Source organism: Paenibacillus brasilensis, from assembly GCF_009363115.1.
GTDB lineage: Bacteria > Bacillota > Bacilli > Paenibacillales > Paenibacillaceae > Paenibacillus > Paenibacillus brasilensis.
Window position 1 is genome coordinate 378,283 of the sequence record NZ_CP045298.1, and the last position, 15,488, is coordinate 393,770.

Here is a 15,488-nt window from a genome sequence, read left to right on the forward strand (position 1 = left end):
TGTTCCCGAGGTCTTTATGTTGTATCACACTATGAATCTTATAGCAGATCGGCAGCCAGCTGTGCGAGCTTGGAGCGTTCTCCTTTTTCCAACATAATATGCCCGCTAATCCCTTCCTGCTTGAACCGTTCTACCACATAGGTCAAACCGTTACTGGCAGCATCCAGATATGGGTGATCAATCTGCTCCGGATCGCCCATCAAAATGATTTTGCTTCCCTCACCTACCCGAGACACAATCGTCTTGATTTCATGGCGGGATAGGTTCTGAGCCTCGTCGATAATAATAAATTGTCCTGGTATCGAACGCCCGCGAATATAAGTGAGCGCCTCTACCTGAATGCTGCCCAAGCCCATCAAAATCTTATCAATATCGCCTGATTTTTTGGCATCAAACAGGTACTCCAGATTATCGTAGATCGGTTGCATCCATGGGCGAAGCTTTTCATCTTTTTCACCCGGTAAATACCCGATATCCTTGCCCATAGGAACAACCGGCCTGGCAATCAGCAGTTTCTTGAAACGATGCTCATCCTCAACCTTAAGCAAACCTGCTGCCAGCGCCAGCAACGTTTTGCCTGTACCCGCTTTCCCGGTAATCGTCACAAGCGGAATGTCGTCATTAAGTAAAAGCTCCAACGCCATCCGCTGTTGAGCATTACGCGCGCTAATTCCCCACACCGACTCATTACTTAAATACAAAGGCTCCAATCGCTCTGCATCCTGGTTCACTTTCAATAAAGCCGATTTTCCAGTTCCCATTTGATCTTTCAGAATCACAAATTCATGTGGATACAGCGTATAAGGTAAATTCAGTGATCTGATTGATAAGAACCGATTGGAGTAAAATTCATCTATGATGGACGGATGCACCTGGATGGCTGAATAGCCGGGGTATAGCTCGCTTAGATCACCTGTTCTATCGGATAAATAATCTTCGGTCAGCAGTCCCAACACATCTGCCTTGATTCTGACCAGTACGTCTTTACTGACCAATACGACCGAACGCGGTTCAGTCTGCTCCTGCTCTTCCAGATGATAGTTCAAGGCGACTGCCAAAATCCGATTATCATTCGAAATTTCCCCAAACATCTCCTGAACTTTCAAAAAACTTCGATGGTTTAACTCCACCTTAAGCCTTCCACCTTGGGGAAGTGGAACACCACTATGCAGATGACCTACTTCTCTCAACCCGTCCAACAATCGTGATACATTGCGGGCATTACGTCCAATCTCATCCGCGTTGCGTTTTTTGGAGTCGATTTCTTCCAGAACAACAGCTGGAATAACAACCTCATGTTCTTTGAAGGTAAAAATGGCTTTCGGATCATGCAATAGCACATTCGTATCCAGCACAAAAATTTTCTTCATTTAAATCCCCTCCAAAGCGGCGTGGACAATCTCGTGTTTCATACCTATACCTATTCACAGGTGCCCCAATACTTGCTGATTCCCTGAAAAAAGACCCCCTCAGGAGTAAGAAGCAGCGAAAAGCTTGCAGTTCAGCGTAGTCTCAGAGCCTGTACACCTCAAGATAAACACAAAAGGCCCAGTGATCATCACTGGACCTAACTTATTCCTCTCATTTCCACACAGAAACAAGGGACGATATTTGATTCCAAACAGTTGCCCATATCCAAACGGCATACTTGGTACACAACACATTCAGACATACTTCAACCCCCTTATGTCATATAAGTGCTTTTACTCGCTGCGAGTATAACATAAGAGGGAAGAAAGATACATACTCAGGAATTGGAAGAAGTCGCAGTATTATCACTTGATTTTTTTGCCAATTCATCTTGCAACGCTTGTCTGGCCACATTGAGCTGTTGCTCATCAATATATACATAAGGACTGCGCCATGTTCCCGCTACCGGATTATATTTCACATTTTGCTTGGAAATATTCCAATAGGTTTGTACGATATTTTTCATTTGCTGTGACTCGATATCTGTCGTCATATTTTTATCAACGGATTTAATAATTGCGCTAAATTTGGTCAAAGCATTAAAGGATTGCATTTGGTCAATCAGGGAATGAAGAACCTGGTTTTGTCGACGGTTGCGATCAAAATCGTCAGATTCAGCCGTTCTCGGACGACAATTCGATTTGCGGTAACGCACAAAATCAAGAGCCTGTTTACCATCCAAGTGCTTGGCTCCAACAGTCAGGTTAATATCAGTACCATCTGCACGATCGCGATAACACATGTTTTTATCAACCGTAACATCTACGCCACCCAAGTTGTCCACAACATCTCTAAAGCCCTGGAAGTTAATAACCGTTACATAATCAATATTAATATTCAAATATTTGCCGATCATCTTCTTCATTTGCTCTTCAGCAACCTCACCAGATTCCTTCTCTCTGGCCTTAAATACCGGATAATATTCATTCAGCTTGCGTGGCTTATATCCGTCCATTTCCAGACGTGTATCACGCGGCAAGGATACGATGGTAGACGATTTAGTATTGGGATTCAATGTGGCTACCATAATAACATCTGACAAATACGTCGGATGATCAGGGCGGTAATCGGTTCCGAGCAATAAAATGGTCAGAGGCTTGGCTTCTGCCAATTCCGTTTGGGGTACTTCTCTGTTGATCCCCGTATCCAAAACTTCCTCTACCTGATTATAAATATAGTAGGTATAACCACCTGCTGCCAAGATACCTATAATGAGCAGAAACAAGACAAACTTCATAAACGATCTGAAAAAACTTTTTTTCTTTTTCGTTTTTTTCTGTTTGGGGGATTTTTTCCCGCTTTGTGTCCGGGGAGGCAATCCGTTCGAAAGATTACTCATGCTTCAACACCTTTTCCTGCGTTTTGAGAAATACTCCGAGTTAATAATCCTAAAAAACATACAGCGGCGCATCCCATTCCCGGGCGTCGCCGCTGTGGCCAAAACCAATCCAGTTAATTACGCATTTGCTTGTGCTGTTTTACGTTGTTTTTCCGCACGCTCGCGCTCACCTTTGTTCAGGATCTTTTTACGCAAACGAATGGCATTAGGTGTAATTTCACAATACTCATCATCATTCAGATATTCAAGCGCCTGCTCCAAAGAGAAAATACGAGGTGTTTTCAGTTTAACTGTATCGTCTTTTGTTGCAGAGCGAACGTTGGTCAATTGTTTTTCTTTACAAATGTTAACGACAATGTCGTTATCACGTGTGTGTTCCCCAACGATCATACCCTCATAAATTTCAGTGCCCGGCTCCAGGAACAAAATACCGCGATCCTCTACACCCAGCATTCCATAAAATGTGGAAGAACCATTTTCGGTAGAAATGAGAACACCTTGGTGACGACCACCAACTTGACCACCAACATATGGGCCATAGTTATCAAATGCATGGTTCATTACGCCGTAACCACGAGTCAATGTCAGGAAGTTTGTAGTGTAACCGATCAGACCACGAGCAGGAATCAGGAATTCCAAGCGAACCTGTCCGGTACCATTGTTGATCATGTTAACCATTTCAGCTTTACGGGAACCCAAGCTTTCCATAACTGCGCCCATGCTTTCTTCCGGAATATCAATGAGGAGACGCTCGATTGGCTCCATTTTCTTACCGTCAATTTCCTTAACGATAACTTCCGGTTTGGACACTTGCAGTTCGTAACCTTCACGACGCATGTTTTCAATCAGGATACCCAGATGCAGCTCACCCCGTCCGGAAACAATGAAAGCGTCCGGGCTGTCCGTTTCATCCACACGCAAGCTGACATCTGTTTCAAGCTCTTTCAGAAGACGTTCACGTAATTTACGGGATGTTATCCACTTACCATCGCGACCTGCGAATGGGCTGTTGTTAACCAGGAAGGTCATTTGCAGCGTAGGCTCATCAATTTTCAGTACAGGCAACGCTTCGGGATGATTCGGATCAGCGATGGTTTCACCGATATTAATATCCTTAATACCTGCAATCGCCACAATGTCACCAGCACCCGCTTGATCGGTTTCGATGCGTTTCAGACCTTGGAAGCCGAACAGCTTCTCAATACGTGCTGATTTGCTGCTGCCGTCACGCTGCATCACGGTAACCGCTTGTCCCTGCTTGATGATACCGCGGTTTACACGACCTACGGCAATCCGACCAAGGTATTCGTTATAGTCCATCAGAGTTACGAGGAATTGAAGAGGCTCATCTACTTTTTCAGTTGGAGCTGGAATATGATCTACAACGGTTTCGTACAATGCCTGCATGTTATCGTCTTGTTTTTCAGCATCCAGACTTGAAGTTCCGTTCAGCGCCGAAGCGTACACAACAGGGAATTCCAGCTGCTCATCGTTCGCACCCAGCTCGATGAACAGATCCAGCACTTCGTCAATGACTTCTGCTGGGCGAGCTGCTGGACGGTCAATTTTGTTCACGACAACGATAGGCGTCAGATTTTGTTCCAGCGCTTTACGCAGTACGAATTTCGTTTGCGGCATGCAGCCTTCATAAGCATCAACAACCAGCAAAACGCCGTCAACCATTTTCATAATCCGTTCCACTTCACCGCCAAAGTCGGCGTGTCCCGGTGTATCTACAATGTTAATCAGATAATCTTTGTAAGTGATAGCTGTATTTTTAGCCAAAATCGTAATACCGCGTTCACGCTCCAGATCGTTGGAGTCCATGGCGCGCTCCTGAACAGCCTCGTGCTCTCTAAAGGTTCCAGACTGTTGAAGCAGCTTGTCGACAAGCGTCGTTTTACCGTGGTCGACGTGGGCAATAATCGCAATATTGCGAATGTTTTCTCTTGCATGCATGGTTTGTATCCATATCCTTTCCGTATATCAAAATAGTGTCTCTATCCTGAAGTAATGCTGATTCAAGGCTAACAATCGTTCTTCAGGCCCACTCTCTGCCAGCCTCCTATATGTTTTAGGCCTTATACAGACAGCTTCTCTCTCCGATTCGCGTGAAAACCTTAAAATAAGCGTCAGAAATCATTCCGACGCTTTTATCATATCCATTATATTATAGTTGAAATATGTCATAAAGCAAGACATTCTTCCCTGTTCCGTAATTTACCGCCATGAAATCTGCACCGCTTGGCGTGCTACTATTTGCGTCTGCCACGGTTGTTCACGACCAGCCAGACTCCAGCCCCGATCAGTAAAACTGCAATAATATAAATAATGCCTGTTCTTAACAGGCTAATCATCAATAAAATCACCGAAACCAAGCCTAAAATGATACCACCTGTGTGTACGTTACGAGACAGAGATAAATCATTAATGGCGTATTCCCACAATCCGATCGCCACACCAAGAAGTAACAAAGGCCACAGGTAGGCCATTAAATGCCAGCCCCAGGTGTTGCAAAGAGAAAATAACAGGCCATAAATCGTCAAAATGCCTGCCGGCAGCAGCATAAAGGGGGATACTTTACGCATCATGTACATCGCATGCAGTACAATTCCTGGGATTAAAATCAGCAAGGGCCAAAAGGTTCGTCCCAAAAAGGAGAATGCCCCCAGTTTTCCCAACAAAATAATCAGTCCTACGGCAACAATGCCCACTCCGATCATACGCTCTTTTCTGGAATTCATCGCGGTCTCCTTTGCTTGCTGAATTTGTTTGTGTTTTTTAATGTGATTGTTTTTAAGTGTATTTTTATGAATATAGCGTATTTACAAAAACCGAGCAAAATCCCCGGCATCTGCAAAACCCTATGTATAGTTTAGCCGATGTTTTCCAAAAAAACTACGTTCAAATGTGGCGGGCTCGCAACTGGCGATAAGTGCCAACAACGATAACTACTGCAGCCAACAGTCCCGGTAACCCTGCATGTAAAACTTCCCCTGCACTCGCTAACCATACGCCCAATCTGGAATCACGCAGCAGCATTTCTCCTGCCGTGAAGGCTAAAATTGCAGACCCAAGCAAAACAAGTACAGGGACACGGTGAAGCCAGATCGCAATAATATTGCTGCCCCAGACGACAATTGGAATGCTAATCGCAATGCCGATGACAATAATAGCGATATCTCCATTCGCAAGCGCTGCGATAGCTAATACGTTATCCAGACTCATTACAAAATCTGCTACCAGGATCACCTGTATAGCCTTCCATATGCTGGTTTCAGCTCTTATTCCAACATGATCCTCATTGTCGTAAAGCAGTTTAAACGCAATCCATAACAGAAGTAGGCCACCCGCTGCTTGAATAAAGGGTATGCGCAGCAATAAGACAGCTACAAAAGTCAGGACACAGCGCAGGCCAACGGCGCCAATCGCCCCCCACCATATAGCTTGGCTCCGCTGTTTTTCAGGCAAGTTTTTGCTCGCCATAGCTATAACAACCGCATTATCACCGCTTAACACCAAATTGATCATTAATATTTTTAGCAGCAAAATGATATGCTCCATGTGTACAAACACCCCCATCCTACTTGTATGCGAAACAGGAGAAGGCTATGCTTGTCAATTTGCTGTGTAAAAGCCTTGAAATCGGCAGTGAACAGCAATATAATTAATCGTATTTCCGAAAAACGGGTATTAATATACTCTGAAGTGCTCCCTGTCAAGTAGACAGACTAAAAAACAAAATCATTAGTATTTAATATCCCTCGATTATCAAAACTGAGGGGATTATTTTTCTTAGTTAAGCTGCTCGTCGATATTCGTTAGGGGATAAGCCGTTTAGTCGTTCGGTGTATCGAAAATTATTGTAATAATGGATATAAGTTCTTACACTACGAAGGAGACGGTCATACGTATCGTACTTCTCCAGATAAAAGCTTTCTGCTTTAAAGGTACCCCAGAATCGTTCAATGGGTTGGTTGCCCAAACACCGGCTTACACGAGACATACTTTTTGTAAACTTGTATCTCTTTTGAAGTTGTTTGTATTCCAGCGAAGTATATTGAAAGCCGCGATCACTATGCAAGAGCGGCGTAGCATTCGGGTTTCTTTTATAAGCTTTCTTTACCGTATTCATGACAAGCTCATTGTTATTGGAATGGCTGAGCACCCATGAAACAACAGAGTTGTCATATCCATCAATAATGGCACTCAGATAGGCCTTGCGGCCATTTCCGTACTTTAACTCTGTTACATCGGTGCACCACTTTTGGTTGGGGGCCTCCGCTTGGAATTTTCGGTTCATGACATTCTCAGCGATATGAAGGGCTGGAGCTTTCACGTAATTTGGCCGCTTTTTGCGAATCACTGCCCTTAATTCAAGGGCTCGCATGATGCGGTAATACCGTTTACGGTTGTAACTTTTTTTAAGCTTACGATTCAACTGAGTACGCATCTGGCGATAACCGAGTATCCCGTTTCGTTTGTCATAGCGACGCTTGACTTCCTCGGCTAGTGCAAGATTTTCAAGTTCCCTGTTGGATGGCATCCATTTCAGCCACTTATAATAGGCAGATCGGGCGATTCCTGCTAGCTTACAGAGCTTGGTGATCGCATATCCTTTCTCGGCATGCAGTTCTGTAATCGCTTGATAGATGTCTGCATGCCGAACAAAGGTTAACGTGTATTTCTTCGCCGGATCTCTGCCAACTTTTTTGCGAGTGCATTCTCCATTTCCAAATGCTCATTTCGTGCCTCGAGTTCCTTGATCCGAAGCTTTAACCGTTCCTGCTCGTCTAGCTCTTCTAGCGGCTTTTTACGACCTCGGAGGTCTTTTAAGGCTTCATGACCATTCGCATGATATTTACGAACCCATGCGTACACTTGCTGATAAGAGACACCGTACTTGTCGATGGCTTTCTGGTAATCTAAATCATGGGCGATGGTGAATTGTACAATTTCAATACGTTCTTCGTAAGTCGTTTTCCGTCCTTTATTCATATGAGGGGATTCAATCCTTTTCCGAGTTGGTTTCATTTTCACCCCTTCAGTATACTTGGAAATCCAGCTCTCTAACACAGATTTACTCGAAATATGGTACTTTTTCACCACCGCTCGTACAGAGTATTCACCAGAGAGTACATCTTGAATGGCAGATAGTTTTAGCTCCTTGGAGTAAGATTTCCATCCCCTGGATTCTCTTAATCCTTCTTCTCCATCTACCTTGTATTTTCTTATCCAATCGGTAACCGTGTTTTTATGGACCCCCAGTTGTTTTGCCTCATGGTTGGGATTGGATTCATGTTGCAGGCAACGCCTTACAACCTGAATCTTGATTTCATATGAAATCGGGCTTCTTTTGGACATTACAAAAACTCCCATCATGGTAGAAGTAGAGTTTTGTTTTTTCTACTGTCTACTATGATGGGAGCATATCACATCACTGATGGTCTGCCTTTTTTATGCCTTAAAACCAATCTTCCTGCACAACTTCTTCCTTGCGGCCCTCCATAGACCCACCTGCCTCAAGAACGACCGTCTCGGTTGCAGCCACAGCCTGCTCGATCAGAGCATTCAAATCCCGAATTGAGGCTTCAATTTTTTGAACAACCCACAAATTGGGGTTGGTCGTCGGGGATTTGGGAACAAACAATGTGCAGCAATCCTCATAAGGGAGAATGGATAGATCGTAGGTACCAATTTGCTTCGCGATTTCCGTAATTTCCTGTTTGTCCATCATGACGAGAGGCCGCAATAAAGGCAGCTCCGTTGAACGGCCAATCACATTCATGCTGGATAATGTTTGGCTGGCTACTTGACCCAGACTGTCACCCGTCACAAGTGCCAGCGCCCCTTCACGCTCAGCCAGCATCGTTGCAATTCGCAGCATAGATCGCCTCATGAGAGTAATAATTAGATTATCCTGGCCAGTGCGTGTAAAAGCCGTCTGCACCTCCGTGAATGGCACAAGATGGATCTTAATCTGCCCTGCATAGGCAGCCAATACCCTTGCCAAATCAATAACCTTTTCTTTCGCGCGCTCACTTGTAAACGGATAGCTATAAAAATGAACACATTCGATTTCCAAACCTCTGCGCATGGAAGACCAGCCTGCCACAGGGCTATCAATTCCACCGGACAGGAGCAGCATGGCCTTGCCGTTCGTACCTAGCGGAAAGCCCCCTACCGCCGTAATAATATCGCTAAATATATAAGCTGCCTGTTCTCTGACCTCCACACGCAGCTCGATATCCGGTTGATGCACATCGACCTTCAGCGCCGGAAACTCTCGCAATATAGGGGAACCAATCATGTGGTTCATCTCATGGGAAGAATGAGCAAACTCCTTCCACACTCTACGGGCATTTACCTTGAAAGTTGTACCTTCTGCCACATTCAGCTCACGCATCAAAGCTACAGCGGTCTTAACTATTGCATCAAGCTGGGCAGGAGCCATTTTGACAGGGCTAATCGTAGTGATACCAAACACTTTTTTCAACACCTGAATGATCTGCTCATAAGGCTCTCCTCCGAGAACCACATAAATTCGTCCAAATTCCTTCCGCAAAGAAGCGCCAGGAAACGGCTTGAGCAGCAGCTTCACGTGATTTAATACCGCCTTTTCAAAACGGGTGCGATTTTTCCCTTTTAATGTAAATTCACCGAAGCGAAGTAACAGCATATCATAATGCATTTTAATGTTTCCACCTTTCAAGGGATTCCAGCTTGGCTACAGCCTGCCGCAACGCAAGGATAAGCTCGTCGATATCCTGTTCCGTGTGCTCGTCTCCGAAGCTGATACGAATGCCGCCGGATGCTTCCAGCTCACTGCATCCCATCGCCAGCAGCACCCGGCTGGGCTCGGCCAATTTCGAGGAACAGGCCGATTTGGTTGATACCGCCACGCCCAATTGCTCCAGCGTATGCAACAGCACCTCAGCCTTCATACCCGGATACGAAAAATGGACAATATGCGGCGCTTCATTCCCACTGTTCAGCCGCAACTGAGGAATCGTCTCCACTTCTGCGACTACCCGATCCCTCCACTCGATCATACGCCGAGCTGTCTCAGCTTGCCGTTCATCCGCCAGCCGTATTGCCTTGGACATGCCAACAAGCAGAGGTACATTTTCGGTACCTGCACGCAAGCCCTGCTCCTGAGAGCCGCCACTCAGCAGTGGCGAAAGCTTTACACCTTCCCGAACGAACAGCAGTCCAGCACCCTTGGGTCCGCGCAGCTTATGCGCAGAGAGACTGTACAGATCAGCCTGCCAGCCCCGGATATCAACCGGAAGCTTTCCATAGCCCTGTACACCGTCAACATGAAATAATACACGGGGAAACTGTTTCTTCAGTGCAACCCCGATGTCTTGCATCGGTTGTACCCTTCCCGTCTCATTATTAACATGCATGATACTGACTAAAATCGTATCTTTACGAACAGCGTCACATACCTGTTTAGCACTGACATGCCCTTCCGCATCAACGGGCAAGTACGTAACTTCAAAGCCCTGATCCCTCAACTGTTTGCAAGCCTCATATACAGACGGATGCTCTGTCGATACAGTAACGATATGTTTGCCTCTGGCTTGATATTGTATAGCTGCACCCTTAATGGCCAGATTATTGCTTTCAGTTGCCCCGGATGTAAATACAATCTCCGCCGGACGCACGCCCAAAGCCATAGCACACACTTCCCGTGAGCGCTTAAGCAGCTTATCTGCATCCTCTCCATAACGATGCATCGAAGACGGATTGCCATAATGGCGTCTCATGACCTCGGCAATTGTTGTAATTACCTCTTCAAAAGGCGGAGTTGTCGCGGCATAATCAAAATATCTCATAGAGCTCCCCTTTCTTTCCTACAACTACTGCAACAAAAAAAGACCAAAACAGGGAAAGACCGCTATATTCCAGCGACACCCTTTCCCCATATTGATCCTGTCTGCGGATCTGATCTAATTGAAATTATGCACATTTATTTAATAGCTATAGGACTTAAATCGTATATTTTTCACGTGCGTTCTGTATTTTGGTAATATATTTTTGAGTTTCTAATGGAAGCTTATCCAGCATAGCCATCAATTGCTCATCAGTGCTTACACCAAGACGCTGCACCCGTCCAGGGCCTGCATTATATGCTGCCAAAGCCATATTTTCCTGTCCATTAAAACGTTTAATCTGGTAAGACAAATAACGAACGCCAGCATCAATGTTTTGTGCAGGATCATATGGGTCACTAACTCCCAAACCTTGAGCGGTAGCATCCATAAGCTGCATAAGCCCTTTGGCTCCAGCTGAAGAAGTGACCGACGGATTAAATGAAGATTCCGTATCAATAACCGCTTTAATCAAAGCTACCGGAACCCCGTATTTTTGGCTAGCCTCGTTAATCAAATCGTCATACGCAGTAGGCTTTGTAGGTCCGTCGCTTGCTGTACTGGAAGGGGCAGGGTATACCGCGAAAGGAGAAGCTGCTCCCTTCGAAGGTCCCAATTGGAGCCAAAGCAACCCATTTTCATCTCGGGTAACATCGCTAGAATTCTCACGAGTTGCGGCGTCATCTGTATCCAACTGACCTACTTGCTCCAGCAATCCGGAAAAAGCATCCGTTGTGCCCGTTTGGGTTGTAGCACTCATATTATTTAACAGCTGCATGTCTAACATGGATTTGGACACGCGCGGATCAATTTGCATGTAGTGTTCCCAACTTTCTGTAGTTGTTGTATCCCAAAATAGTCGTTACTGCTAATGATACAACTTTTTGCTATGTACTGCCATACCTTTTAACGAAAAAAAGCTCCTGAACTGTCGAAAAGACAGTGGAGCTTTTATAATTAAACCTTTCTTATTCCTCTACAGGATCAACGAACGAACGGGATAAAAGCGAAATAGCTCAATGTCGCGAGGGCACCAAGTCCAATCGACCAAATCCCTGTCGTTTTGCTGCCATTTACATAAGCAAAAAAACCTAAAACTGCAGCAATTGGCCCCAATACAATAGACCACATAAACAGGGACGCAATTCCTGCGGCTATACCAATGTAACCGGAAATACGACCACTGTTATTTATAGCCTTCTGTTCACCCTTGTCATGATCTCGAGTTGCGACTTTCGACCCGGGAGCCACTTCTGCGGCATATTCTTCATTGTGATTACGTCGCTTGGTGGAGTGCTTATCAATATGACGTGGGTAATCTACTCGTTCACGGCTAATATGCTCTTCATTTTGATGCTTTTCCGTTTTATGATCCTCCATAATACACTGCACCTCCAAATGCGAATGATTGACGTTATGAGTTTTTACAAAGACTTTGGCTTAAAAGTATGGCAACAAGTGGCGGCAGACGTATCAGCTTTATCGCGTTCTTCTGAGCTGAAGCTTTCTCCTGCGTATTCTTCCTTAAATTTCTTACCGGCATGACCATCAACTTCAATCATGATCAAATCCGCCTTGCAAAAGTTGTTTTCTCCCCAATAATGGCAATTGGCTACGCTGCACTTAACTATTGGCTTGGCCTCTTGGCTCATGATCATCACCTCGGATTCATTTTCCCCTCACTTACTCGCGCCTATGCGTATCTGTTATATGGCAGTTGGTGACATACGAAAAAAGCCGCTTTCTTCACCTCCTCCAAACTGGCAGGAAGCAAGAGAAAACGGCTTGCTTGTCTTGTTTTAGTTTTCGATTAAAAACGACCCACCTGTGAAATGCTTAAACATGAGTACGGCGAGTCTGCATACGGCGCTGCGTCAGATAATCACTTTCATAATAAGTCAAATCATCACGCAGCTCTTCAAAATTTTTAGTGATGTCCATGATCACTTCGCGTGCGGCAGGCACAGGCGTTTTACGGAAGCGAATAGCATCTTGTCCCGTATAAGCATAGCGTCCATCCTCTGTGTAAGATTCATTTTTGGGATAAAAAAAGCTGTTCACGCAGTCATGGTAAACGTTATACAATGCCTTTTCCGCAAAATCGACATCAAAGTTGGCCCGGCGCAAAGCCACACCCAGCTTTTCATAAGATACTTCGGAAAAAACAAGGATATAGCGGAGGTCCGACAAAAAACCTTTATAAAAAAGTACGGACTCCTCATTTCCATCCACAGCCAGCTCCGGCAGGGCATGCTCATTGAGGAATGTTTCCACACGTTTCACGACAGTTTTCAGTTTCTCCTGCGCCGACTCACATAATTTTTGTACGTTGACTGCTGACATCAAGGCAGCTCCCCCTTATTTGTTGCTTGTTCATCAATTTGGTTACCCGAAAATAGTCCCTTCTAACCGAAAGAGCTGTAATTTTCAGTATTTATCCTACCACAAATAAGCACTGAAAGGTATAAAAACATGCCAACCTCCTCACGCTAAACCATAAAATTATAAACACTTAAGGAGGACGGTCCCATGTCTCGGCGAAAATGGTTAAAGCCCCTGCTCGGTGCAGCTGCCGGAGTGCTTGTCATCACACTAATGCTGCCTTCCCGTGATCACCGCCATACACCGCAGCCCAGTTATTCGACTAAAATGGTACCACAGCAAGAGAAACAACTCAAAAAGGGAATACTTGCTTTGGACGTATCCGCTACGGATTCACTCACTCGCATGGATGCAAGACAGGATATTCAATACGTCATGCGGGAGCTTCATGGCAAAACCACTGATCAGAAAAGACGCTTTACCCGCAAGCTGCAGCAATCGCACAACCATCTTCATACGTTACAGTGGATTCATACGCGTGACGGGAAAAGTACTACCTATACAGGCAGCAAAGCACAAACCCGTCTGCTGAGTCATCCTCAAATCAAAAGTAGTCTTGCTGCGGCTCGTCATTCCGTCATGCAAAATAAATCCTACGAATCCGCCGCTTTCGAGGTCGATGGCGGGAAATATTTTGTCATGGCCGAACCATCGACAGACGGAACTTATGGCGTCGCCGCCCTGGTTAGCCAGCAAGTATTGCGTGATGTGGAGAAGCATCAGCGCAAGAATCTGCGTTTGATTCCCTATCCAAAGGAAGGAAGCTACAAGGTCGAATCCGTACATCCCGACACCCTGCACGATGTTACCGTAAAAACCGGCCATGACAACGAAAATGCGAGCCATTATTTTGAAAATGAAATCGTCGTTCGCTTCCGTCACAATCCCGATCAACAGCAGCTGCGACAAATCGCAAAAGATTTGCACTGTAAGCCTGGTCGCAAGCTTGGTTACACCTACGTGTTTCATTCAGACAACATGAGCTACAAGGAGTTAAAGCAATACTTTTCAAGAAGATGGAGACCCCTTTATACAGAACCTCACTATATGTATCTAACTAATGAAAAAAAGCTATTCAATTTAGATGGAAATATTCCTAATGATTTGCTCTTTTCACGGTATCAATGGAATCTGCCAGCCACCGAAACCAACCGGGGTTGGGGATTAAGCAAAGGCAGCAAGAATGTAGTCGTTGCCGTCGTGGATACAGGAGTGGATATGGATCATCCCGATCTAAAGGGGCAAATTATTTCAGGCCATAACGTCGTCAAACCGTCTGAAAAGCCTTATGACGACGTTGGTCACGGTACGCATGTGGCCGGAATTATTTCTGCACTCGTGAATAATGGCGAGGGGGTGGCCGGCATGACGTGGTACAACAAGGTCATGCCGGTCAAGGTACTCGACCAATCCGGCTCCGGTACGACCTATTCTGTAGCAGAAGGTATCATATGGGCGGCCGATCACGGGGCCAAGGTCATCAATTTGAGTCTGGGCAATTATGCACAAGCTGAATTTTTGCATGATGCAATCAAATACGCCTATGACAAAGACGTCGTGCTGGTTGCAGCTACGGGCAATGATAATACGGAACGTCCCGGTTATCCGGCAGCATACCCAGAAGTGCTGGCCGTTTCTGCTACAGATTCTTCCATGCACCGTGCCGCTTTTTCCAATTATGGGGATTATGTGGATGTCATGGCTCCAGGTGCAAGTATAGCCAGCACGTATCCAGGGAATCAATATGCCGCTCTGTCGGGCACTTCGATGGCCAGTCCACATGTGTCAGCGCTCGCTGCCCTGATTCGGTCAATTAACCCCGATCTAACCAATAAAGAGGTTATGGATTTAATGAGAAGTAACGTAATTGATTTAGGCACACCAGGACATGACAAATATTTCGGATATGGTCAAATTGATGTATATAAGGCGTTAAAAGCAGCACAACGCCCATATGTCCCTTTACAATTGTATCCACAGCATCTGAGCGACAAATTAAAATCTATTTTAAAGAAGCTGGAAATGTAAAATTTCTTTTGGGAAAAAGCAGCCATGTGTACAGCATGACTGCTTTTTTTAGTCTTTCTTAACGCTTGGAGCTGCTGCGAACGGGACGCTTGCCAAGACTGCGAGTATGACAGCAGGGATCTCCAGGATCCTTTACACTCACTGGAAATACGTGGTGAGGTACAGGTACAATGTGCTTTTGATTAATAATTTCAATCGGATGAACCACAGGCACGACTTGTGGGAAAAATTGATGATTTACAAATTGGATCGGCGGACACACGATCGGGTCGTAAGGGCAATGACTCATAATGTGCAACTCCTTTCGGTGAATTAATACAGCATATTAAGAGGGAGTGGCCTGTGCTTGGATGTTTACCCCCCAATACAAATATCCCCTATAAAATAGGTTA

The 15,488-nt window shown here is 45.2% G+C and carries 15 protein-coding genes; 1 reads left to right on the forward strand and 14 read right to left on the reverse strand.

Translation table 11 applies throughout. From position 1 onward, the window contains the following. Positions 1–38: 38 nt before the first annotated feature. From GCU48_RS01660 to GCU48_RS01720, 13 genes are all read right to left on the reverse strand, one after another. Positions 39–1,370 carry a PhoH family protein gene (locus tag GCU48_RS01660; protein ID WP_025719210.1) on the reverse strand — a complete coding sequence of 444 codons (1,332 nt, stop codon included), beginning with the start codon at positions 1,368–1,370 and terminating at the stop codon, positions 39–41. 377 nt (positions 1,371–1,747) lie between these two features. Beyond that, complete coding sequence (locus GCU48_RS01665) at positions 1,748–2,809, reverse strand: LCP family protein (protein WP_025719212.1); 1,062 nt, start codon at positions 2,807–2,809, stop codon at positions 1,748–1,750. A 117-nt stretch (positions 2,810–2,926) separates the two neighbouring features. Further along, positions 2,927–4,768, reverse strand: coding sequence for a translational GTPase TypA (gene typA / locus GCU48_RS01670; RefSeq protein WP_025719214.1), 1,842 nt, complete (start codon positions 4,766–4,768; stop codon positions 2,927–2,929). Between the two features lie 296 nt (positions 4,769–5,064). Continuing rightward, positions 5,065–5,553 carry a hypothetical protein gene (locus GCU48_RS01675; RefSeq protein WP_025719216.1) on the reverse strand — a complete coding sequence of 163 codons (489 nt, stop codon included), beginning with the start codon at positions 5,551–5,553 and terminating at the stop codon, positions 5,065–5,067. A gap of 160 nt (positions 5,554–5,713) precedes the next feature. After that, positions 5,714–6,373 carry a TerC family protein gene (locus GCU48_RS01680; protein ID WP_025719218.1) on the reverse strand — a complete coding sequence of 220 codons (660 nt, stop codon included), beginning with the start codon at positions 6,371–6,373 and terminating at the stop codon, positions 5,714–5,716. Between the two features lie 235 nt (positions 6,374–6,608). Continuing rightward, on the reverse strand, positions 6,609–7,463 hold the full coding sequence (locus GCU48_RS01685) for an IS3 family transposase (protein WP_152378828.1): 855 nt from the start codon (positions 7,461–7,463) through the stop codon (positions 6,609–6,611). A 20-nt stretch (positions 7,464–7,483) separates the two neighbouring features. Beyond that, on the reverse strand, positions 7,484–8,173 hold the full coding sequence (locus GCU48_RS01690; protein ID WP_167518625.1) for a helix-turn-helix domain-containing protein: 690 nt from the start codon (positions 8,171–8,173) through the stop codon (positions 7,484–7,486). Between the two features lie 100 nt (positions 8,174–8,273). After that, complete coding sequence (gene thiI / locus GCU48_RS01695; protein ID WP_152378830.1) at positions 8,274–9,500, reverse strand: tRNA uracil 4-sulfurtransferase ThiI; 1,227 nt, start codon at positions 9,498–9,500, stop codon at positions 8,274–8,276. Position 9,501: 1 nt separating this feature from the next. Beyond that, a complete protein-coding gene (locus tag GCU48_RS01700) occupies positions 9,502–10,650 on the reverse strand; it encodes a cysteine desulfurase family protein (RefSeq protein ID WP_152378831.1) in 1,149 nt (382 codons plus the stop codon). Positions 10,651–10,804: 154 nt separating this feature from the next. Beyond that, positions 10,805–11,503, reverse strand: coding sequence for a lytic transglycosylase domain-containing protein (locus GCU48_RS01705; RefSeq protein WP_025719226.1), 699 nt, complete (start codon positions 11,501–11,503; stop codon positions 10,805–10,807). Positions 11,504–11,670: 167 nt separating this feature from the next. Beyond that, positions 11,671–12,066 carry a hypothetical protein gene (locus GCU48_RS01710; protein WP_152378832.1) on the reverse strand — a complete coding sequence of 132 codons (396 nt, stop codon included), beginning with the start codon at positions 12,064–12,066 and terminating at the stop codon, positions 11,671–11,673. 44 nt (positions 12,067–12,110) lie between these two features. Next, positions 12,111–12,338 carry a DUF1540 domain-containing protein gene (locus GCU48_RS01715; protein WP_025719229.1) on the reverse strand — a complete coding sequence of 76 codons (228 nt, stop codon included), beginning with the start codon at positions 12,336–12,338 and terminating at the stop codon, positions 12,111–12,113. Positions 12,339–12,522: 184 nt separating this feature from the next. Beyond that, complete coding sequence (locus GCU48_RS01720; protein ID WP_152378833.1) at positions 12,523–13,029, reverse strand: YpuI family protein; 507 nt, start codon at positions 13,027–13,029, stop codon at positions 12,523–12,525. 186 nt (positions 13,030–13,215) lie between these two features. Between GCU48_RS01720 and GCU48_RS01725 the strand changes: the two genes are divergently transcribed. Then, positions 13,216–15,096, forward strand: a complete 1,881-nt coding sequence (locus tag GCU48_RS01725) for a S8 family peptidase (protein ID WP_152378834.1) — start codon at positions 13,216–13,218, stop codon at positions 15,094–15,096. Positions 15,097–15,154: 58 nt separating this feature from the next. Here the strand turns inward: GCU48_RS01725 and GCU48_RS01730 are convergent, their stop codons facing one another. Next, positions 15,155–15,385 (reverse strand): hypothetical protein, encoded by a 231-nt coding sequence (locus tag GCU48_RS01730; RefSeq protein WP_152378835.1) that lies wholly within the window; start codon positions 15,383–15,385, stop codon positions 15,155–15,157. Positions 15,386–15,488: the final 103 nt, after the last annotated feature.